21 protein-coding genes are annotated in these 22,842 nt (G+C 45.6%); 10 read left to right on the top strand and 11 right to left on the bottom strand.

Translation table 11 applies throughout. From position 1 onward, the window contains the following. The first annotated feature begins 40 nt into the window (after positions 1-40). The 7 genes from ACWA2B_RS02490 (at position 41) to ACWA2B_RS02460 (ending at position 6,637) form a co-directional block, all read left to right on the top strand. Positions 41-742: a response regulator transcription factor gene (locus ACWA2B_RS02490; RefSeq protein ID WP_069012810.1), complete on the top strand. Its 702-nt coding sequence runs from the start codon at positions 41-43 to the stop codon at positions 740-742. After that, on the top strand, positions 739-2,100 hold the full coding sequence (locus ACWA2B_RS02485) for a sensor histidine kinase (RefSeq protein WP_340954921.1): 1,362 nt from the start codon (positions 739-741) through the stop codon (positions 2,098-2,100). Before ACWA2B_RS02490 ends, ACWA2B_RS02485 begins: the two co-directional genes overlap by 4 nt. Positions 2,101-2,122: 22 nt before the next feature. Then, positions 2,123-2,716, top strand: a complete 594-nt coding sequence (locus ACWA2B_RS02480; RefSeq protein WP_449291660.1) for a PepSY domain-containing protein — start codon at positions 2,123-2,125, stop codon at positions 2,714-2,716. Positions 2,717-2,833: 117 nt separating this feature from the next. Beyond that, a complete protein-coding gene (locus ACWA2B_RS02475; RefSeq protein WP_318626818.1) occupies positions 2,834-3,397 on the top strand; it encodes a PepSY domain-containing protein in 564 nt (187 codons plus the stop codon). 192 nt (positions 3,398-3,589) lie between these two features. Continuing rightward, positions 3,590-4,600, top strand: coding sequence for an aminoglycoside phosphotransferase family protein (locus tag ACWA2B_RS02470; RefSeq protein ID WP_318626819.1), 1,011 nt, complete (start codon positions 3,590-3,592; stop codon positions 4,598-4,600). A gap of 18 nt (positions 4,601-4,618) precedes the next feature. Then, on the top strand, positions 4,619-5,515 hold the full coding sequence (locus ACWA2B_RS02465) for an aminoglycoside phosphotransferase family protein (RefSeq protein ID WP_069012818.1): 897 nt from the start codon (positions 4,619-4,621) through the stop codon (positions 5,513-5,515). Positions 5,516-5,758: 243 nt separating this feature from the next. Then, entirely contained in the window at positions 5,759-6,637 is an 879-nt protein-coding gene (locus ACWA2B_RS02460; RefSeq protein ID WP_449291659.1) for an arylamine N-acetyltransferase family protein, read from the top strand. A 323-nt stretch (positions 6,638-6,960) separates the two neighbouring features. Here ACWA2B_RS02460 and ACWA2B_RS02455 read toward each other — a convergent pair whose 3' ends face one another. After that, positions 6,961-8,856 carry a PrkA family serine protein kinase gene (locus tag ACWA2B_RS02455; protein WP_340884849.1) on the bottom strand — a complete coding sequence of 632 codons (1,896 nt, stop codon included), beginning with the start codon at positions 8,854-8,856 and terminating at the stop codon, positions 6,961-6,963. A gap of 283 nt (positions 8,857-9,139) precedes the next feature. Between ACWA2B_RS02455 and ACWA2B_RS02450 the strand changes: the two genes are divergently transcribed. Continuing rightward, positions 9,140-9,973, top strand: a complete 834-nt coding sequence (locus ACWA2B_RS02450; protein ID WP_322251387.1) for a DUF2161 domain-containing phosphodiesterase — start codon at positions 9,140-9,142, stop codon at positions 9,971-9,973. A 19-nt stretch (positions 9,974-9,992) separates the two neighbouring features. Here ACWA2B_RS02450 and ACWA2B_RS02445 read toward each other — a convergent pair whose 3' ends face one another. After that, the gene (locus tag ACWA2B_RS02445) at positions 9,993-11,246 is read right to left on the bottom strand and encodes an aminotransferase-like domain-containing protein (RefSeq protein WP_029516518.1); all 1,254 of its coding nucleotides are present in this window, start codon (positions 11,244-11,246) and stop codon (positions 9,993-9,995) included. Between the two features lie 50 nt (positions 11,247-11,296). Then, the gene (locus tag ACWA2B_RS02440; protein ID WP_029516517.1) at positions 11,297-11,953 is read right to left on the bottom strand and encodes a response regulator transcription factor; all 657 of its coding nucleotides are present in this window, start codon (positions 11,951-11,953) and stop codon (positions 11,297-11,299) included. A 275-nt stretch (positions 11,954-12,228) separates the two neighbouring features. Here ACWA2B_RS02440 and ACWA2B_RS02435 point away from each other — a divergent pair, with 275 nt between their 5' ends. Both ACWA2B_RS02435 and ACWA2B_RS02430 read left to right on the top strand, forming a co-directional pair. Continuing rightward, positions 12,229-12,636, top strand: coding sequence for a hypothetical protein (locus ACWA2B_RS02435; protein WP_029516516.1), 408 nt, complete (start codon positions 12,229-12,231; stop codon positions 12,634-12,636). Next, positions 12,633-13,700, top strand: coding sequence for a phosphodiester glycosidase family protein (locus tag ACWA2B_RS02430; RefSeq protein WP_029516515.1), 1,068 nt, complete (start codon positions 12,633-12,635; stop codon positions 13,698-13,700). Before ACWA2B_RS02435 ends, ACWA2B_RS02430 begins: the two co-directional genes overlap by 4 nt. A 98-nt stretch (positions 13,701-13,798) precedes the next feature. Here the strand turns inward: ACWA2B_RS02430 and ACWA2B_RS02425 are convergent, their stop codons facing one another. The 8 genes from ACWA2B_RS02425 to ACWA2B_RS02390 form a co-directional block, all read right to left on the bottom strand. Further along, entirely contained in the window at positions 13,799-14,047 is a 249-nt protein-coding gene (locus ACWA2B_RS02425) for an AbrB/MazE/SpoVT family DNA-binding domain-containing protein (RefSeq protein WP_013309439.1), read from the bottom strand. A gap of 375 nt (positions 14,048-14,422) precedes the next feature. After that, entirely contained in the window at positions 14,423-14,887 is a 465-nt protein-coding gene (trmL, locus tag ACWA2B_RS02420; RefSeq protein ID WP_029516514.1) for a tRNA (uridine(34)/cytosine(34)/5-carboxymethylaminomethyluridine(34)-2'-O)-methyltransferase TrmL, read from the bottom strand. A gap of 239 nt (positions 14,888-15,126) precedes the next feature. Continuing rightward, on the bottom strand, positions 15,127-16,218 hold the full coding sequence (serC, locus tag ACWA2B_RS02415; protein ID WP_449291658.1) for a 3-phosphoserine/phosphohydroxythreonine transaminase: 1,092 nt from the start codon (positions 16,216-16,218) through the stop codon (positions 15,127-15,129). A gap of 265 nt (positions 16,219-16,483) precedes the next feature. Further along, positions 16,484-17,908 carry a type I glutamate--ammonia ligase gene (glnA, locus tag ACWA2B_RS02410; RefSeq protein WP_029516512.1) on the bottom strand — a complete coding sequence of 475 codons (1,425 nt, stop codon included), beginning with the start codon at positions 17,906-17,908 and terminating at the stop codon, positions 16,484-16,486. 271 nt (positions 17,909-18,179) lie between these two features. Continuing rightward, the gene (aroF, locus tag ACWA2B_RS02405) at positions 18,180-19,217 is read right to left on the bottom strand and encodes a 3-deoxy-7-phosphoheptulonate synthase (RefSeq protein WP_023987802.1); all 1,038 of its coding nucleotides are present in this window, start codon (positions 19,215-19,217) and stop codon (positions 18,180-18,182) included. Positions 19,218-19,477: 260 nt separating this feature from the next. Then, complete coding sequence (locus ACWA2B_RS02400; RefSeq protein ID WP_013309434.1) at positions 19,478-20,434, bottom strand: 4-hydroxy-3-methylbut-2-enyl diphosphate reductase; 957 nt, start codon at positions 20,432-20,434, stop codon at positions 19,478-19,480. Between the two features lie 111 nt (positions 20,435-20,545). Further along, entirely contained in the window at positions 20,546-22,024 is a 1,479-nt protein-coding gene (locus ACWA2B_RS02395; RefSeq protein ID WP_029516510.1) for a sensor histidine kinase, read from the bottom strand. Position 22,025: 1 nt separating this feature from the next. Further along, positions 22,026-22,715: a response regulator transcription factor gene (locus ACWA2B_RS02390; protein WP_029516509.1), complete on the bottom strand. Its 690-nt coding sequence runs from the start codon at positions 22,713-22,715 to the stop codon at positions 22,026-22,028. Positions 22,716-22,842: the final 127 nt, after the last annotated feature.

The raw sequence follows: 22,842 nt of genomic DNA, 5'->3' as shown, positions 1-22,842 counted from the left end.
TACTTCCGTATCAGCTATTCGCCTACAGGAGGGCATGATCATGAAACATTCTATTTTGATCGTAGAAGACGAAGAGAAGATTGCCCGGCTTCTAGAGATCGAGCTTCAATTTGAAGGCTATCAAGTATGTAAAGAAAAAAACGGAATTGATGGGTTGGAGACGTATTGCAAAGGCAATTGGGATCTAGTATTGCTGGATATTATGATTCCCGGTCTCAATGGCATCGAGCTACTTCGGAGGATTCGTAAGCATGATGCAAACGTTCCTGTCATTTTGCTGACGGCTAAAAGTTCCATTGCAGATAAGGTCGAGGGACTCGATTTGGGAGCCAATGATTATGTTACCAAACCGTTTGTGATCGAAGAGCTGCTTGCACGTGTACGGGCCGCACTCAGAGTGGGTGCAACGAAAGACATGGCTCCACAAGTGGTAGATCAATGGCTTAGTGCCGGGGATTTACGTCTCCATGAAGGTACTCGTGAAGTTCTTCGAGGAGAGCACAACATTGAGCTTACACCGCGAGAATTTGACTTGCTCGTTCATTTACTTAGACACCAGCGACAGGTACTTAGCCGCGAACAATTACTGGAAAATGTATGGGGTATAGATTATATGGGCGATACCAATGTGGTCGATGTGTATATTCGCTACGTGCGCAATAAAATCGACCCTACGCGCCAGCTCCCTGAGCTGATCCATACTGTACGCGGAATTGGTTATGTTCTGAAGGAATCCTTATGAAGCTACAAAACAAAATCCATACGTATACCTCGTTATTATTCGGGATTTTACTTGTGGCCATTCATTTCTCAGTCTATTTCCTATTCAGCCAACTTTCGATAGACAGTCGAAAAGACCAGGTAGAGGCCGCAGCAGAGAACATGATTCGTGGGATTCAACGTGCTCCGGTATCCGTAGCCGCTGAGGATCTTCTCCGAGCCTATGTACCGCTGGATGGCATGCTTCGGCTAATGAAACCAGAAGGCGACTTTCTTCCCCCTATCACCTCTTCTTCCGAGCAATCTCTTAGCTTGATGAAGGGCGTTTTTGATGAAACACGGCAGGTTCGCATCATTACCTATGAAAGCAACCGTTACATTCTTGTATCGCTCCCCATGATTTGGACCAATGGCGAGGTTGTCAATCTCCAGGTGACCGAAAGTCTGCAACCGACGATGCAGACGCTACAGGTACTCAGAATCGTACTTGTTGCTGTCACTGGCATTGCGCTCATTCCTGTCGTGGTATCGGGAAGACTGCTCGGCAGACTGATTACACGTCCCATTACATCTATGATTAGCACGATGAAAGAAATTCAGCGCAGCGGGAAATTTAAACGTCTTCCGCTCCATTCATCATCACGCGACGAACTGGTCGAAATGGGTGAAACATTTAATGACATGATTGAACTGCTGGAGCGAAATTTCGTCAGGCAAGAACAATTTGTATCTAATGCGTCCCATGAATTGAAGACGCCGCTCACCATTATTGAAAGTTATGCCAGCCTGCTCAAACGGCGGGGGTTGCAGCATCCCAAGATTTTTGCCGAATCCGTTGAAGCGATCCATTCCGAGGCGATCCGAATGAAGGACATGGCAGAGCAGCTTCTTTTGTTGGCCAGAAACGAAGAACAGTGGAATGTCGTGCTGGAGTCTGTACGCCTGACCAGCATCGCGACAGAATTAAAGACTACATTTGAAAATGCGTTCGCCCGACAAATTCAACTGGATGTACAGGCAGACTGCAATGGCTATACCGATGAAAATAAGCTGAAGCAGCTCCTATTTATCTTTTTGGATAATGCACGCAAATACAGTGACGAGCCGATATACCTGATGATTGATACCGTGGACGGCACAACTCAACCCTGCATAAAAATCACAGATCAAGGAATTGGAATCCCGGAAGAAAAGTTATCTAAAGTATTCGACCGTTTCTATCGTGTGGATGAAGCCAGAAGCCGCGAGGAAGGTGGGGCTGGGCTAGGCTTATCATTGGCTACAGGAATTGCACAAGCTATACATGCTCAAATTGGGCTAGAAAGTGTAGAGGGAAGCGGAACAACTGCAACGATCATCCTCCCTGCCGTTCCAAAATAATAAGCCAAAGGAGGAAATAACGATGAAAGCCATCTATGTGTGGATGATTGGGGGTACGCTGGCGGCTGTATTGATCACAATTTGTCTTTTACAGTGGCCTTGGGCACGGTCGTTAGCAGCTTCTCCATTGGAAGAAAAGGCCGTCATCCAATCCGTTTTACATCAGTATCCCGGTGAGGTGCTTGAAACGCAACGCTTGGGTGATTTTTATCTGATCAGGCTGGAACGCGCCAAAGGGAAATACGATATAAGAGCCAATGCCTATGACGGTGTCATCGAATCCATTAAGCGGGCACAGGCTTATACAGATGCGAAGCAGGAGCCCCAGGACCACAAGCCCGGTACCTCACCAACCAGAGACACATCGAATCCAACTAATAAACCTGACCCAGCTTCTCTCGTCATTACGGAGAAAGAAGCAGCCAAGCTTGCTGCCCAAGCAGTTAACGGAACATCCGATGATATTGAGCTTCATCGCAACGACAAAGGCCTCTACTATCTGGTTGAGGTTGAGGTAAAAGATGGGCGTGAAGCAGTAGTACAGGTCAATGCAGTATCGGGCTCTATTGACTCTATAACTTGGGAAAAAGAAAAACAGGAGCACGACGAATCATGACGATTTGACGATCATCTTAGCTCATGTTTCTCATGGTTTTCTCATGATTCTATTATGTTCCTCTCATGTTCAAGAGATAAGCTGTATTCATGCTATAGCACAAGGAGGAATGATGTAATGAAAAAAAATTATACATTAGGAATTATGGCAGCCACGGTTCTGCTTGGAGTTACGGTTACGGGTGTCTCAGCGAGTGCCGTATGGGCCGCTAAACCTACGGGTCTTATTGGAGCGACCGCCGCTGCCAACATTGCCAAGAAAGCTGTGGGGAATAATGCACAAGTTGAAGATGTCGAACTGGAGCGCAAAAACGGAAAGGTCTACTATGAGGTGGATCTCCAACAAGGAGATAAAGATTGGGATATAGATGTTGATGCTTATACTGGGAAAACCATCCGTTCCCATTCTGAGCTTGATCATGACTCGAATGACGAGTCCATCCTTAACAAGCCAAATCACATCACCCTGACTGAAAAGCAGGCTGGGCAAATTGCGCTTAAACACGTGCCCGGGAGTACCCTTTTGTCTTCTAAATTGGATAAGGAAGATGGACAGTTCATCTACGAGGTAAAGGTACTCACCAACGAAGGAACCGTTGAACTTGAAATCCATGCATCATCTGGCACAATCGTGGATACAGACGAAGATGTTGACAACGAATATTATCACCCAGGTCAATAATCAGGGTAACTAAATACAGAGCTAATTAAAACGGAGCAGCGAACTTTCGCTGCTCCGTTTTTTTTGACCCATGTGACACAAGAAAAGAACGAAGATAGCTTCATAAAACTGCACCTATTATTTCCTTATGAATAGACTGATAACTAACAGAGGATTACCTTGTTCTTCAATTCAAAGTCAAGTGAGGTTCTTATGGCGAAATCCTATACTAAAGCACAGATTCGCAAAATCACCCGTCGTTTCGGCCTGATTCCATTAAAATCAAGCTTAGTCTCATCATTATACCGAAAAAATGCAGTGATCCAGGTGAAAACGAAAAAAGGAACTTATGCATTAAAACCTTTTAGTCGTACAAAGATGGTCCGTTCAAATACGATTCAACAGATGGAACGAGCTGCGAGCCATATAAGGCTTTTGAAAAAGAGAAAGTATACCTACATGCCCGCATGGCTCCCCATTCATTCCGGCAAGTTATGGACTCTATATCAAGGAACGCCATTTTATGTAAGCCAGTGGGTCAAAGGACGGGGACTGGAGACCGCTGAAGATTTCGAAAAACTGGGGCGGGCACTTGCCACACTTCACGCCACCTCCACCGGCTTGCATCGGATGGATAAAGTAAAGTCTCCTCCGACCATTCAACAATTGCGGATATGGAAAAACCAGGATCGTCTTTTTCAAAGAAAAATGATAAAAAACAGTCGCCATGATAAAACGTACCGCAACTGGTACAATGCTCACGGCGAAAACTGCAAACGTTTATCCAGGCGAGCATGGAAGGATTTGCAGGATGCATCCATCATAAGGCTACTTCGGATGGAACATCGGCACCCCTCCTTGATACACAGTGATATCACTACCCCAAATGTCATTATTTCGGATGATGGTCATCTCAAAATCATTGATTGGGATCGGGTTAAGATCGGCTCAGTCTATGCTGATTTGGCAAAGGCCCTTATGAATACGACTCAATTCAATCCTGAATTTGTGCAGTCCTTGCTGAAGGGATACCAAAAACGCAAGCCACTAAGCCGAACTGAACGGAAGATTGTTACGGCTTTATATAAACTACCACGAGAAGCCTGGCATGCTTCCCGACACCCGCACCGTTCAAGAGATCGTGAAATCCTGGACCATTGGGATCAGTCGTGGCCTCTTCGATTACAAATCATCCATATTTTGCAGGAGTGGGCTCATGTATAAAAGAAAGTGAGGAGCAAAATGTCGATTTTATCGAACGTTGAGCAGATGTATGGAATCAAAATTCAGCGTACCCGTCAAATGAAGGACATTCACAAGATTGAGACCGCTAATACGACTTATTGCTTAAAACCCTACAAATTCCCGGAAGAAGAGATCCGTTTTATTACACGTGTCTTGTCCTACCTGGATGAGCGCGGGTTTACACGCAGCCAAAAGGTCTATCCAACAGTACAACAAACGGCTTACATGACCTATGAAGGTGTTTCGTATACATTAACCAATTGGGTTCATGGACTCAGACCAGAATTCACAAAAAGAATAGACTTCAAAAAGGGAATTGCTACTTTAGCCAAATTCCATTCCAGTGCCATGGGCTTTCCTGTCACTGAAGCTCCGCCATCCAGAATCCGTTATGAAGGCTTGAGCGATGAAATAGCTGGATACAAAAAACGCCTCATCCCATACAGAGGCACAGCACATCTCGTAGCTCTTTGTGAAGAAGTGTCCCATCGTCTACAGCAGCCCAAAGTTAGAGAAGCCATTGCTCGGGAGCAAAAAGCCGCCGCATTTATACACGGCGACTATAATTATCCCAACCTGATTAAAGACAAACAGCTCAAAATCCATTTGATCGACTTTGAAAATTGCTCCCTACATGTAAGGATGAAAGATCTCTCCCATCTTCTTCATCGGAATTGTCTTTGGAATGGGACAAAGATGCTGCGCGCGATAGATTACTATCAACGATATCGTCCATTGAGCACCCATGATTTGCATCTGCTTCACGCACTATTGATCTCTCCCTATCATGTGGTCCGCAATATCAGAATAGGCGGCTTCCGTTCTGCCAAACGAGTCATTCCCTCGTTCGTTCATTTGAACAAATACCGACGTGAACTCAGATCACTATTATAATCGGTCAGCTTGGAACTAAACAAAAAAACAGACCCGATGAAACGGTCTGTTTTTTTGTGTTCTGACAACAACTACAGGAAAAGCGCATGCCGCTAAAGCTAATCGACTTGCTAACTGTACCGGTACAATCAAAAATTTATAGCATTGTAAACAGCACTTCCCCCTTCTACAATGATGCTAAGACTCAATGCTCAATGGTTTCGAGAAGAGAATTTGGGAAACTAACAATAGAGGTGATTGTACATGTACACCATGACAAAAGAAGAAATAAAAGCTTATTTAAACAGAATCGGAATTCTCGAAATTCAGCCTCCTACCCTTCCCTATTTAGTTGAGCTGCATAAGGCTCATGTAAAACATCTTTCATGGCAAACATTGGACATTTATGCAAGGAAGCCGGCAGCCATTGGTTTTCAAGAATCTATTCAACTCATTCTACATGGGAGAAGTGGTTATTGTTTTCATCTGAATGGTGCCTTTAGTGCACTACTATATTCACTAGGGTACAAAGTTTCTCTGCATCGTGCCGGGGTACAACCTCTGGGAGCTGAACCACGCATTAATTCATTTCATCTTGGACTAACAGTGAACTTGCTAAATGAGCATCATGAAGATGAAGTATGGATTGTTGATGTCGGGCTGGGCGATATGCCATATGAGCCTCTTCCACTCCGTATGGGAACTTATGAACAGGCTCCTCTTCATTATAAAGTCATGGAATCCGGGGTTGTTACAAAAGGTTGGCGGTTAGAGCATGACTCGCTTGCTTCATTTGTTGGCGTTGATTTTGCTCCTGCGGTTGTTCAGGATTTGGAAGAATTCATGCCGAAACATCATTTCTATAGCCGCTCAGCGGAATCTCCATGGTTTGACCTATTTCTGATTCGGCAAAGGCAAGCATTAGAGGCGAATGAACTCAGAGGATGTATTTGGAAAAAGCGCGGGCTAAACGGTTTGGAAAAAATAGAGCTGGATCAAAAATCGCAGTGGCTGGAAGTGTTGGCAGATGTATTTGGCGAGCCGCTCGTTAACTACAGTCACCAGGAACGGGACGAGTTATGGAAAAGAGTATTTGCGGCTCATATGGAATGGAAAAAGTCTATGACTGAATCATTGCAATAGTAAGCTTCCAACGTAAGGATAGTCTTCAAACCACATCTTACACCTTTAACATTTCCGAGGAGTGCTGTAGCATTTCCAATTCCTTCACCATGTTTTATCAGCTTCGTGAACGAAGCCAATTCCTCTGTATGTTCCTGCGAAGAAGCAATATTGCAGGCACTCTCCGCTGCCTAATGATACTAAAAAAAGAATTCGACAGGCACCTGACCCCCCTGTGCTTGCCGAATTCCCTCTAAAACACGTTTATCGGAACCTCACAACTGTGTGGCACCATCCAGATCAATCCAAAGTTTCACCATGCTGTACTTATTTATTATTTCGTCTTACCGATTCAGGAGGCTACCTACATACCTTAACAGATCGTTAGCGCTGGCTCCTGTGTAGCCATGCTCCTCAATCAGTCGTTTAATCACCTCATTCATCCGTTTGAGCTGATTAGCGTCAGGCGTTTTGGTTGAAGTCGTAATCTTCACAATATCCTTCAAATCGGCGAACAGCTTCTTCTCAATGGCTTCTCGCAGCCGATCATGATGATGATACTCAAACTTCCGTCCCTTGCGAGAATACGCAGAAATACGGATTAATATTTCTTCACGGAATGCCTTTTTCGCATTTTCCGATACCCCGATTTGCTCCTCAATAGAGCGCATGAGCCGCTCATCCGGGTCGAGTTCCTCATCTGTAAGCGGATCGCGAATTTTCGCCCAATTGCAAAAAGCTTCGATGTTATCCAAATAGTTGTCGAACAGCGTCTTGGCTGATTCCTCGAAAGAGTACACAAAGGCCTTCTGCACTTCTTTTTTCGCCAATTCGTCATACTCCTTACGAGCCACGGAAATGAAATTCAGATAGCGCTCCCGTTCTTCCTTTGTGATGGAGGCATGTTGATCCAGACCATCCTTGATTGCTCGTAAAATGTCCAGGGCATTGATGGATTCCACATTTTGCTTAATCAATGCACTAGAAATGCGATTAATGACGTACCGCGGGTCTACCCCGGACATACCTTCCTCCAGAAACTCACTTTGCATTTCTTTCAGATCGGCTTCCTTGTATCCTTCGACCTCTTCACCGTCATACATGCGCATCTTTTTGACCAGATCCATCCCCTGTTTCTTCGTCTCCTTCAAGCGGGTAAGTACGGAGAAAATGGCAGCCGTACGCAGCGCATGAGGCGCAATGTGGATATGTCTCATATCACTTTGTTTAATGAGCTTGGCGTAAATCTTTTCTTCTTCAGACACCTTCAGGTTATAAGGAATCGGCATTACAATCATCCTTGATTGCAATGCCTCGTTCTTTTTGTTTGCAATGAAACTTTTATACTCGGATTCATTGGTGTGAGCCACGATCATCTCATCTGCACTGATGAGCGCAAACCGCCCGGCCTTGAAATTCCCCTCTTGGGTCAGAGAAAGCAAATTCCACAAAAACTTCTCATCGCATTTCAGCATTTCCTGAAACTCCATCAGTCCACGATTTGCTTTGTTCAATTCTCCGTCAAACCGATACGCACGCGGGTCGGATTCCGAACCATACTCCGTAATCGTGGAAAAGTCGATGCTCCCCGTCAAATCAGCAATATCCTGTGACTTCGGATCAGAAGGGCTGAACGTACCAATACCAATCCGGTTTTCTTCCGATATAAACACCCGCTCCACGCGGACCTTTTCAATATCGCCATCAAATTCTGTGCGCAATCTCATCTGGCAGGATGGGCAGAGATTACCTTCAATCCGTACACCCAGCTCCTTTTCAAAATCGGGACGCAGCTCATGGGGAATCAGATGAAGCGGGTCCTCATGCATCGGGCAGCCTTCAACCGCGTATACGGCTCCCTGATCCGTTCTCGAAAATTTCTCCAGACCACGCTTTAGCAACGTGACCAGTGTCGATTTCCCCCCACTGACGGGTCCCATCAAAAGAAGGATACGCTTGCGCACATCGAGTCGCCTGGCTGAGGAATGGAAATATTCTTCCACCAACTTTTCCAGCGCTCGATCCAGTCCAAAGATCTCCTGCTCAAAAAATTTATATCGCTTATGTCCCCCAACCTCTTCTACACCAAAAGATTCAATCATCTTGTAAACCCGTGCATGAGCTGTCATCGCCGGCGTCGGGTCTTTCTTGAGTATCTCAATATACTCTCTAAAAGTGCCGCTCCAGGCCAGACGGTTGTTTTCCGCCCGGTACTCCGCAACGCGTTCAAAAATATTCATGCTCGGTTCCTCCCATGACTGCGTAATGACTATCCTCCACTCCGGATGATTATGGCTACACTCGTCACGCCTTTCAGGATATGATGCAATCCCCTTAAAAAAAGTGTAATACATACCTATGCAGATTGATTTCAGAATTGACCTATTTTTTGTGACAGGTCTCTCTGCTTTATCGAAAAAACCAAGGGATACACTGTGCTAAAATATACAACAACGACGCGGACCTGACGCATTATGGTACAATATAAGCTCGGAATAATGGGATAAAGGAGCGGAAGAAGTCATGGCGGTTCGGCATGAGACGGAGCTGTACGCTCCGGTGAAAGCCTTTTTTGAGAACTTGGGATATGAAGTCAGAGGAGAGGTGCGCAACTGCGATTTGGTGGGTATCAAGCCAGGGCAACAGACACCACTGATTGTAGAGATCAAAAAGACGTTTAACCTGGCGCTTGTGCTGCAAGGCATGCAGCGTTTGAAACTAAGCAGCAATGTATATGTGGCTGTAGAACGGAATCGTGCCAAAAAAGGGGCCGTGAATCAGCGCTGGAACGAGCTGGTCGGACTGTGCCGCCAGTTAGGACTTGGCTTGCTCACCGTTACCCATTTTAAAACCAAGCCGCCGCTCGTTGAGGTACTGTGTAAGCCTGCGGCGCATAGCGACAATGTCCACAACGCAGCAACGGTACGCCACGGCTCGCGCAAGGAAAAGCTACTGCGGGAATTTCACGCACGCAGCGGTGACCACAATACCGGCGGCAGCACCCGACGCAAGCTGGTCACTGCCTATCGGGAAAAAGCGCTGCGCGTAGCGGCAGCCTTGCAGAGCTTGGGGGAGGCCGCTCCGGCGCAGCTCGCTCGCATAGCAGCCGTCAGCACAGCTGCTGCCGTGCTTCAGCATAACTACTACGGCTGGTTTGAGCGCGTATCCCGCGGCCGCTATCGACTGACTCCGTTTGGCGAAGCTGCCCTAAATGAGTATGCGGCAGTACTGCAAGAACATGGCATTAAAACGGCCGCTGGAATGGACGCAGAGCTTGACGAGGACAGTGGACAGCGCCAGATTGCGGAAGCGCCAATCACTTACTCCACCGTTGCTGCGGAAACGGAGGATGACTGACATGGGGCGATGGTTTTTGCTAGCTCCGGGCAGTAAATTCGCTAATCGTCTCACCGATCAGATTCATGCCCATAAGCAATTGCTCACGGCCCGGATGGCTAAAATTAAGGCGAATATGAGACGCGCCTTCACTGCCAACCGCACATAGCGCACCTGGCATAAAGGCTACGCCTTTGGGTAACGCCGCCTTTAGCAGCAATGCGCTATCCAGTCCATCGGGCAACTGCACCCATACATACATGCCACCGGACGGAATATGATACGTCACGTCTTTCCAAAACGGACGCTTGAGCAACTCCAAGATTAATTGAAGTCGAGTAGAATATTCCTTGTTCAGCATCGCTAAGTGCTCGTGCCATTGAAAACGCGAGCTGGTCAACAATTGGAACAGCAGCCGTTGGTTCATCGTACTGGATTGCATATCAGCCAACTGCTTCAAGGCGTACATTCCTTCAATCAGCGGCGCAGGACCAGCAGCCCAGCCCGTTCTCAGCGCAGGAGCAACGGTTTTATTGAACGAACCGATATAGAGCACTTGACCGCCCTGACCCGCATGATCCAGCGCAAATAGTGAGGGGTAAGTCTCTGCGAATTTTCGACTCTGACCATGCGGACTCTTGTCATGGGACTCATTTTTTTGCTTCAAATGCAATTCACCATAAGAATCGTCCTCAACTACCAGTACCTCATGATGCCTACACAGGTCCAAAATTTCCTGCCGCCTTGCCGCGCTCCACAAGGAGCCCGTGGGGTTCGTAAACGTTGGCGTGGCAAAAAAAAGCTTGGGTCGATAACGGATCATTAAAGCTTCAAGCTTATCAGGAATGACACCTTCCCCATCTGATTCTACAGGAACGATCTGTGCACCCTGCATAGATAGTACTTGTAAACATCCAGGAGATGTAGGATTTTCGACCAATACCGGATCACGCTCATCCACCATCAGCCTTATGATCAGGTCAATGGCCTGCTGACTACCTGTCGTGAGAAGGATTTGACCTGGTGGTACTCTTACTCCTTTACGCTGTTCCCACTCACCCGCAAGCCATGCTCGCAAAGGAAAATAGCCCTCCGGTTCACCATACTGGAGGGCATCAGGGCCGGAGCCAAACACATCATGGGCCGCTTCTTCCAGCAACTTCACCGGAAACAGCTCTTGTGCAGGCAATTCTTCAGCCAAAGATATAAAGGAGTGTCTTCTCGCATTTTCCCGGATATGACGCACTGGAGAAGCCAACATCGCAGCCGTTCGTGAAGCAAAGGAATATTGCATGAACATCCTCCTTCTCCTGAAAAATAGGTCATGATCTCCGGGCTGACGCATCAGGCATATAGCTGCTTCCTCTGACGCGCATATAAGGCATAACGTTCAATCGCCTGCGCCCGGCTGGACACGCCTAATTTTGCATAAATTTTACGTAGATAATTATCAATGGAGCGCCGGCTAACTTCGATCTCGATAGCAATTTTGTCATATGTAATTCCTTGTACAATACGTTCCATAATAAACACTTCGGTTTGTGTCAATTCGTCAAAAGGCTCGGATGCCATTAACGGCATAAAGGGCCAGTTTCCATACCGAATCCAATCCATCGGCAAGGAAGCAAATCCTTCGCGTAAACCGTTGATCAGATGGATTAACTGGCTCGGTGATGCCTGTTTGGATAACATTCCATTTGCTCCGAGCGAAATTAGCTGCTGAAACAAAGTAATATTATCCTCATCCGTCATAATAACAATATGGCTGTCCGGAGACAAGGCCCGCATTTGTGTCAAAAATGGTTCCGCCGTTCCCTCAGGCAACCTGTAGTCCATTAAAACGATTTCTGGTCGAATGGAGCAAGCCAGCTCCAAGCCTTCCGTTCCGGAGGAAGACATCCCTCTGACAAGCAAATCCTGCTGGTCTTCCAAAATAAGCTTTGTTCCCAGCATACTTGTAGGATGGATATCTATGATGACCACCTGCCATACTTTTCTCATATCTAAACCTCCTGATTTTACAAAAAAATACATAGTTAATAGCGAAAATAATCCTAAAATTGGTGATTGCATATGTAGAAATTGCGCGAATGTGAACGTATAGGAAGCGAAAAACGTTTAAGGAAATTGTATCCTAGGACTTCCTTCCGATGCAATCTCTTTTTCCAATATTTTTATACGACTATTTCGCTTTTGCGAAATAAATAGGCCCATGATAGAATTGGAACTGCAAATAAAGACTGGAAATTTGACTTTACACGGGAGTTGAAAATCGTATGCAAGCTTCACCTGAACGTCCTTCTGCCGAAGCTCGGCGGAGCAATTCAAGAAAGGGGTTACCCATAAAGGCTTTTCTGCTATTTTGGTTCATTCTTATTATACTAGGTGCTCTCGCAACCTATCTGTATAGCAATCACTTGAAGCAGCAAATGCTAAACGAGATGCAAACCCATACAGACCAACAGATTCAAGCACTCAAATCTGACTATGAAAAGCAACTGACTGCTCTTTCCAAGGAAGTTAGCGGATTGCAAGGCAAAGTCCAGTCCTTCAATGAACTACTGACCTTCACGAAGGATAATGCAAACAATAAGACCGATAACAGTAATAAACTGTACACCCAATTAAACGAAGTCAAGCAGCAGCTCAATACACTTCAGAAAAAAATGGACTTGCTAAAATGAATGTAGACGCAAAACAAGTGAATCGGTTCTTTATGTTGGCCCTTGCTCCTTTTATCGGTTTGTTAGGGTGTATTTTGTTAGTGCATCCCTCATTGAGCTTTCCTGGGTCTACTTCTTCAAGTCTGCAAAAAGCTGAAGTCACTCTACAAACGCAATCAGTAGGCAAGCAGCTTGATGAAGCCAAGCAAACGGCAACGTACACCTTATCTACAATTCGCCGGACTTCTGAGCTCTACAAGCAAACGACCCAAACGATGAATCAGCTTGTCGTGACTGCCTCTACGCAGTCCAAGCGGCCCGCGGTCATCTATGATCGACGCATCACCGCCAAACTGGGAGTTCCCTATGAGCGGGTAGATAGCAACCGGATTACCATTGAATTGTTTAAGGTAAACCCGGGAATTTATCATGGCTACGCTATGAAGGTCAAACTTAAAGATCCTACTGCTATGAAAATGTCTTTGGGAAGTGACAAATTGGGTGGCTCCGAAACCACCATGCGTGCAGTCTTGAGACACGGAGCTATTGCAGGCATCAATGCAGGCGGCTTTGCGGATGGAGACGGCAAACGCTATCCATTAAGCACTACTGTCTTGAATGGCCACTACCTTACTGGCTTTCAGTCCAGTTTTAAGGATTTATCCTTCGTCGGATTGAGTAACGATGGCAAGCTTATCGGTGGCAAATTTTACAGTCAAGGTGCACTTGACAGCTTAAAGCCTACCTTTGGGGCTACCTTCGTTCCCGTCCTGCTGCAAAGGGGACAAAAAATGCCTATTCCTGACAAATGGAAAGTCTCCCCCAAGCGGGCCCCACGTACGGTCATTGGCAACTATAAAGATGATCAGTTGCTCATTATTGTCGTAGACGGCTACAATGAAAGCGGGGGTTCGGGCGCGACGCTCGAAGAACTGCAAGGAAAAATGTACAATCTAGGTGTTCAAGATGCCTATAATTTGGACGGAGGCGGTTCCTCGTCGCTTATACTTAACGGTCGAGTCGTAAACAAACCGTCAGATGGTAATTTGCGTCCAGTCCCTACTCATTTTTTGTTCTATAAATAGTTATGTGTAGTCTGCTACCAAATTAAATATGCTTGCCGACGTACGTCTCTATCCGAAAAAAAGCATCACGAACGAATGTCGTGATGCTTTTGCCTCATTTAGGAGGAATACTGTGTCATTTCTGTCAGGCATTGAGCACAAATATAACGGTCTTTGAAATCGTTCACTTGTTCTACTGACCCGCAGAATACACATTTTGGACGGTAACGCTCCAAAATAATGTGGTCACCCTGAACCAAAATTTCGACAGGATCTCCCTCATTCATTTGATATCTTTTACGCAGTGACTTAGGCAAAACTATTCTCCCCAGCTGATCAACTTTACGTACCACACCGGCAGGTTTCATCGTGATCGTACACCTCTCCTATTGAGTAATAACTTACAATTTCTTACCATGCGAAAAACTAGGTACAAAGACACTATTCTTTATGTAGTATTCGCTGTCTTTTTGTCGAATCCTGCTGATCACAGGAAATTTTATTACATTTTTTCATAAAATCATGAACCATATCAAAGTATGGTACAGAATGTCTATAATATTTTTATCGACCGGAAAGCCAATTATTATTAGCCCTAGTTGAGAAATTTCGCAAATTTTTGACCATACAAGCTTGATTTAAGCTCCACTGTCATATACTTTTGAGCAATAAAAGTGAAACTTTTATTAGCAACTAAGGTCCTGGTTCTTTATTCGCATTTATACTTGTTCACCTGATGCTCTTTATGATAAATCCAAAAAATCCATTTGTCTCAGCGCTTCATATACGATAATTGCAGCGGAATTCGACAAGTTTAGAGATCTTACTTTATCAGACATAGGCATCTTGATACATGTATCTGGATTAGCAGCTAACAATTCAGGAGGCAAGCCTTTCGTTTCCTTACCAAATACCAAAAAATCTCCATCCTGAAATGCAATATCACTATACCGCTGATTTGCTTTGGTCGTCGCATAAAAAAAGCGACCTTCCTGATATTTCTCCTGCACTTCAGCAAAAGACTCGTGATATTCAATGTGGACAGCGTACCAATAATCAAGTCCGGCGCGTTTTAACGTGGCATCGTCGGTACGGAAGCCGAGTGGCTTCACCAAATGCAGATGAGTTCCGGTTGCAGCACACGTTCTGGCAATATTACCTGTGTTGGCCGGGATTTCCGGCTCGACAAGCACAATATGTAATGGCATCTCGTTTCGTTCCCTTCATCATTAAATTCATCAGACAAATAACCTACAGTTTAACCAAAGTGTATACATTGAAAACATACACATTCTTCTATTTTAACAAAATCAGACAGATATGAACATCAAACGACAAAAATTTCAACCCACACCACTAAAAGCCTTCCCCTATACACATTCAGGGAAGGCTCTACATTTACTTTTTCGATTTCAAATATCGTGTATCGAAATATATGTCGACGTAATCAACTGTTACGTTGCTTGAATCCGTCCATAAACTCGGCTAATGCTTGACAGTTCTCCAATGGAACAGCATTGTAGATCGAGGCGCGAAGCCCTCCTACGCTGCGATGTCCCTTCAGTCCGATGAACCCGGCCTGTTCGGATTCCTTAATAAATTGTTTTTCCAGATCCCCATTCGCAAGGCGGAAGGTTACATTCATAATAGAGCGATCAGCGCTGTCCACACAACCACGATAGAAGCCTTCGCTACTGTCAATACGGTCGTATAGCAAAGCAGCCTTCTGCTGGTTCACACGCTCAATACCTTCCAAACCGCCTTCTTCCTGAATCCATTTCAGCACTTCATTCACCATGTATATGGCAAAAGATGGGGGGGTATTGTAGAGAGAGTTATTTTTTTCATATGTGCTATAACGCAACATGGTAGGAATATTGTCCGGTGAGGAAGTCAGCAACTCTTCACGGGCAATCACGACCGTCACACCAGAAGGTCCCAGATTTTTTTGTGCGCCAGCATAAATCAATCCAAATTGAGTAACATCAAAAGGCTTGCAAAAAATATCACTGGACATGTCCACAATCAATGGTACGGAACCCGTATCCGGAAATTGCTTAAATTGTGTACCTTCAATCGTTTCGTTGGACGTCATATGCATATAAGCAGTATTCTCAGGCAAGTCCAAGGAATCCACATTCGGAAGACGCATGTACTTCTCATCAGCGGAGGATGCAGCAATATGAGCCTTGCCCAGTAGCTTGGCTTCTTTATATGCCTTGTCCGACCAGCTACCTGTCATTACATAGCTCCCAGTCTGTCCTTCGCGCAAGAAATTTAAAGGTAGCATTGCAAACTGCGTACTTGCGCCCCCTTGTAGGAATAACACCTTGTAGCCCTGTGGATTGCCCAGCAGAGATAACAGACGTTCCTGCGCCTCATTATGAACAGATTCATACACAGCTCCACGGTGTGACATTTCCATGATCGACATCCCTGTTCCCTGGAAATCTACGAATTCAGCTTGTACACGTTCCAGTACTTTGAGCGGCAATGCCGCTGGTCCTGCATTAAAATTGTAGGCTCTCTTACTCAACAAATTCCCATCCCTTCTCTACTCTGGTGTGGATATTATCGCTATGATAGCAGTATTCATAAATGCGTTCAAGACTTGTATAAAAATGTTTTCAATTTCATTTATGATGTGACAAAGTTGTGAATGTTAACATATTTAACATCTTTATTCTGTGATTTTCACTTTAATATTAAAAGGTCCCCGGCATAAGACCGGAGACCTATTTTGAATAACAAGTGTTACCCGTAAGCTAATGTTTTTTATTCAAAGCAGCTATGCTATCGACTTATTAGCAGTCAAAATACAGGCTGTATTCGTGTGGATGAACACGGATGTTCACCGATTTAGCTTCAGAACGTTTGAGCTCTACATAGTTATCAATAAAGTCCTTCGTAAATACGCCGCCTTCAGTCAAGAATTCGTAGTCAGCTTCCAGAGCGTCCAGAGCCTCATCCAATGAACCAGGTACGCTACGGATTTTACCTTTTTCAGCATCAGACAGCTCGTAGATGTTGCTGTCAAGTGGACCATATCCCAATTCGATTGGGTTCAGTTTGCGCTTGATGCCATCCAGACCCGCCATCAGCATTGCTGAGAAGGCAAGGTAAGGGTTAGCCGTGGAGTCCGGTGTACGGAACTCGATCCGACAGCCTTTAGGAGTAACAGCTGCTACTGGAATACGTACAGCCGCAGAACGGTTACCTTTGGAGAATACCAGGTTAACTGGTGCTTCGTAGCCAGGAACGAGACGTTTGAACGAGTTGGTGCTTGGGTTGGTCAAAGCGATCAACGCAGGTGCGTGGTACAGAATACCGCCAATGTAATGAAGAGCCATTTCGCTCAGATTAGCATAACCACCTTTTTCGTAGAACAAAGGAGTGTCCCCATCGAAAATAGATTGGTGAACGTGCATACCGCTTCCGTTATCCCCAAAAATCGGTTTCGGCATGAATGTTGCCACTTTACCATATTGACGAGCTGTGTTGTGTACAATGTATTTATAAACGAGCAGGTTATCTGCTGTTTTCTTGAGTGTGTCAAAACGGAAGTTGATTTCCGCTTGGCCTGCCGTAGCTACCTCATGGTGATGGCGCTCAATTCTCAGACCTGCTTCTTCAAGCAAACGGCACATTTCACTACGGATATCTTGTTGGGTGTCTACTGGCGCTACAGGTACATATCCGCCCTTCACTCCCACTTTAAAGCCCAGGTTGCCGCCTTCTTCCTTACGGTTCGTGTTCCAAGCTGCTTCCTCGGAATCTACGAAGAAGGAGGAGCTATTCATGCCGCTTTCGTAGCGTACATCATCAAAGATGAAAAACTCGGACTCAGGTGCAAAAAATGCTGCTGTGCCGACTCCTGCGGATTGCAGAAATTCCTCAGCTTTTTTTGCAATGCCGCGAGGATCGCGGTCGTATTTTTCGCCGTCTGGCGTAGCAATGTCACACAGAATATTCAGTGTAGGATGCTGAGTGAAAGGGTCAATAAAAACCGCTTCTGCATCGGGCAGCATAACCATGTCGGATTCCTCGATGCCACGATAGCCGGGAATGGAAGAACCGTCGAAAGCAACACCGTTAACAAATGTTTCTGCATCTACTTCGGAAGCTGGCAATGAAATATGGTGAGCACGACCAGACAAATCTACAAAACGAAAATCTACCCACTCAATATTATTTTCCTGAATTGTTTTCAATACGTTTTCAACGGACATGTCTTCTTCCTCCCAATTTTTCCGAACATTAAGTCTTATACAACCCTGAAATGTTCATGATCGAATGTTTTTTTCTGTCGTCATTATAAATCTCAAACATGACACGGGTCAATAGCTATGTAAGGTATTTTTTAAACTAATGTTAGATATGCTTACGCCCTTGATAACATTTGGATAGCACAAAAAGCCCGAAACATCGGGCTTTTAGGCAATTTAAATCTCATTACTGCGTTGCAGCAAAACTTTTATGCATTAATGTTAAACATTGGTTTTAGGCAATGGTACTAGGCGTGTGAAATGTTTTCCCCACAGCAGGAGCCAATATTTCCAAATCTTTTAGTAAATCTGAAAATTGATCCGGGAACAGGGATTGCACACCATCACCCGTCATCGAGTTGTCGGGATCTGTATGCATTTCAATAATTAGTCCGTCCGCTCCGGCAGCAACCGAAGCCTTCGTCATAGGAACAACCAATTCACGTCTACCCGTGCCATGGCTAGGATCAGAAATAACTGGCAAATGACTCAATTGTTGCAACACAGGGATCGCAGACAAATCGAGTGTATTTCTGGTGTAGGTTTCAAATGTGCGGATACCGCGCTCACACAGCATAACATTCGGATTGCCACCTGCCAGGATGTACTCGGCAGCATTCAAAAACTCGTCATAAGTCGAGCTAAAACCGCGTTTGAGCAACACTGGCTTGCCGCAAGTTCCCAACTTGCGCAGCAGATCAAAGTTTTGCATATTACGTGTACCTACTTGCAGGATATCGGCATATTCCGCACAAATGTCTACGTATTCAGGTGTCATGACCTCTGTGATGGTCAGGAGGTCGTGCTTTTGGCCGGCCTCAGCCATCATGATCAGTCCTTCTACACCAGTTCCCTGGAAGCTGTAAGGCCCTGTACGCGGCTTAAAGGCACCTCCACGGAGAACTTGCGCACCTGCTGCTTTGACCAATCCGGCAATCTCATCTATCTGTGCAGCAGACTCAACGGCACATGGTCCACCCATAATGACAAGCTCGCCCCCACCGATATTTACACCTTTAATGGAGATAACCGTATTTTCCGGATGAAAATCACGGCTAGCCAATTTGTAGGACTTCGATATTTTAACCACATTTTCTACGCCTTTCATTTGACGCAGATGTTCAGCCAGCTTGGGCTCTACGCTACCGATCAGTCCGATGATCGTGCGATCCGATCCCCTTGATACATGAGCCTGCAATCCTTCTTTCTCAATAACTTCAACAATAGCTTGAATATGCTCTTCAGGTGTTTGAACACCAGCGATAACGATCATTTTTTTATTCCTCTCTATGAAACATATTTTATTAACCAGTAATAGATTGATATTATGACACTTAGACGCTTGTTCGCTTTTAAGCTTTTATTCGTTAAAGCAACTATACCTGTTTTAGCTATACTCGTCAAGGTTTAATTATCCCGAATTATTCAATATTCAAACTTAGTGAAGCTACCGGATAATATCTATAATTTAAACGATTGAAAAGCCGCTATCCGGATGGTTGTATCCGAATAACGGCTGTAATCAATTGCATACTATTTCGTCGTTTTTGACTTCTCTCGTACAGGAGGCAGCAGTTTTTTCATATCTATGGTTCGCTGAATCTCCCACGTATCCGGGTTAGCCGCATCATACTGCTCCAAATACGTAATAACCTCTTTGGTAATCAGTGTCGGCGTTGAAGCCCCAGAAGTCACAGCCACTTTGGCTACGCCCTCAAGCCACTCTCTCTTCAGCTCGGTTACATCAGAAATACGATAAGCTGTTGTACCAGCAATTTCCTCCGACACCTGAGCCAATCGGTTTGAATTGTTACTGCGTGGATCACCGACAACGATCACCAGGTCCGCCTGTCCAGCTTGCTCAGCTACCGCTTCCTGACGTACCTGCGTCGCCAAACAGATTTCATTGTGTATCTCAGCACCCGGGAACTTCTCCAGCAGCTTCTTCATAATGTGCTTGATGTCCCATTGGCTCATGGTCGTCTGATTCGTGATAAGGATTTTGCCAGCTGGCAACGTAAGGCTGTCGATCTCTTCTTCCTTTTCAATCAGATGAACATGGTCAGGAGCAATACCGATAGCTCCCTCCGGCTCTGGATGATTCTTTTTGCCAATATAAACAATCTGGTAGCCTTCGGCAGACTTCTCCCGAATCAGATCATGCGTTTTTGTGACGTCAGGGCAAGTCGCGTCTACCGTAGTCAGCCCCTTGTCTCGTGCCAGCTTGCGTACCTCTGGTGATACGCCATGAGCAGTAAAGATAACAGTACCGCTCTCTACCTGGCTTAAAATCTCCATACGGTTCGGGCCGTCCAGTGTAATAATCCCTTCGTCTTCAAAGGAATTCGTGACATGACTGTTATGCACGATCATGCCCAATATATAAATAGGCCGGGGTAAGTCCAGATTTCTGGCTGCCTGACGAGCCAATACCATGGCATCGACTACGCCGTAGCAGTAACCCCGGGGCGAAATTCTGAGTACTTCCAAAATGAGCCCCCGCTTTCTTCGACACAGTATACAGCTCCGATAACTCGGTAGCTGTGGGCATCCAAGCCTTTACCGGCCAATTCTATGATGTAGTTGCCTTCCTATTATAGCCTATTCCAAAGGCGCGGAAAAGCTGACCGGAAGCCAGATGACAAATGTCGTCCCTTCTCCTTGACGCGTAACCACTTCCACAGACCCGTGATGTTCATCAATAATCCACTTGGCAATAGACAGCCCCAGCCCAATTCCCTCTGTCACCCCGCGCGACTCATCTGCCCGGTAAAAGCGGTCAAAAATAAAGGGAACCTCACTCTTGTCCATTCCAATGCCCGTATCACTGATCCGTAGCCCTACCTGTCCTTGATAAACAATGGCATCAAATCGGACCGTACCTTCAGGTGTGTATTTGAATGCATTATCAATGAAAATGAATAGCATTTGCTGTAAATAATCCTTGCTCCCATCCATATAAATACCATTCAGCAACGAAAAATCTCCTACATTCCATTCGGCCGTTCGCTCTAAAAACTGAGCACGACGGGCAACCTCACTTACAAGGGGTTCTAGCGCAACGGGAGTCTTATCGAACGTTTTCCCTGTGTCCGCTCTCGCAAGTGACAACATATCACTCACCAAACGACTCATCCGTTTGCCTTCATCTGCCATGTCATTTAATGCCTCCATAGAAAGCTCACGAATCATCTCTTCATCCATATTCGGTCGCTCTCCTGGTTCGGTAGTCCACATTTTGAGCAAAAAATCAACGTTGCCACGGATCGTCGTTAGCGGCGTACGCAGCTCATGGGAAGCATCAGCCACAAAACGGCGCTGTGCACCGTACGCATCTTCCAGCTCCTTGTAAAACACCTCTGTACGCCCCAGCATGTTGTTAACTGTCCCGATTAATTGTCCAATTTCATCTGGTGGTCCGTCATATTCAATCCGAACACTCAAATCATTACTGGATTGAATCTGATTTGCCCCCTCAATTACCTTGACCAGCGGCTTCATAGACTTGCGAGCCAGAAAGAGGCCTGAAGTCGCAGCAGCAAGTAATGCAAACAACGAACCATATACAAGCACATTTTGCAACCTGTTCATGAGTCGATCCTGAGAGCCCGTGAATTGTCCTACCTGTAGCAACCCGACTACCAAGCCCAACTCCTCGGACTTAATGGGCTGTTGGTAAATCATAAAGGTATCCCCATTTACGTTTACACGCCGGATTCCCTCATTTTGAACTGCTCCTGTCGCTGTAGATGGGACAGGGAAGGTGATATTGAGGTCTTTCATGTTTTGGGTGGTTTTGGTAACACCTGATGTATAATTGTAAATTTGTACATATAGCTGTGAATCATCAATTCCACGTTCTTGCACTAAACCCAAATCCAGATTGGGGACTTCAAATAATCCCCCTTTAATTGTAAGCAGTAGCTGCTTGTTAATCCGTGGCGCCTGAGTCGTAAGCTGACTTTTTACTTCATTGTATGTGTAATAATAAACCAGTCCGTAAATAGCCAGACCAAAAATGACAAGCACTATAGCCAAGATGCTCGAATACCAAGCTGTCAGCCGCCACCGAATAGACATATTACACATCACCTCTTAAAATGTAGCCAGCTCCCCGAATTGTACGAATGAGACGTTTACCGCCATCCTGCTCCGTTTTTTGTCGTAGCATGGCAATATATACTTCGAGCACATTCGATTCTCCGCTATAGTCATAGCCCCAAATTTTGTCCATAATCAGATCACGCGACAGAACACGCTTCGGGTTTTGCATGAACAAATGGAGCAGTTCAAATTCTTTGGCCGTCAGTTCCAAGCGTTTGCCGCCACGAACCACTTCACGGGATTCGTTATCCAGTTGTAAATCCTCGAAGGTAAGTCTATTTCCGTTATTGCCCTGTTGTTCGGTTTTACGCCGCAAAAGCGCTCGCACTCGTGCCAGCAACTCCTCCAGAGCAAACGGCTTGACGAGATAATCATCGGCCCCTAGATCCAAGCCTTTAACCCGATTCTCAACCTCATCCTTGGCTGTAAGCATCAGGACAGGTACCGTGCTTCCCCCCTCCCGCATGCGACGGCATACCTCAAAACCATCGACCTGCGGCATCATTACATCCAGCACGACTACATCAGGCTCAGCTGTCAGCATTTTATTTAATCCCTCTGCTCCATTGGCGGCTGTCAGCACTTCATAGCCTTCAAATGCCAGTCCTCTGCGCAGCATGGAAACAATTTTTTCATCGTCATCAATGATCAAAATAGTAGAACGCATACACGATCGAACTCCTTTATCTCTTCTTTTCCCTCTATTGTAGCAGGAGTACACGCGCGTAGCATCTTGCTACTTCATACAGCAAGAAACGGAAGGGATCTTCCTTCCGTTTCTTGCGTGCACATGT

The sequence above is a fragment of the Paenibacillus sp. CMM36 genome, from assembly GCF_053570945.1.
The sequence above is the reverse complement of the archived record's forward strand: the minus strand, read 5'-3'. Positions and strand labels throughout refer to the sequence as shown.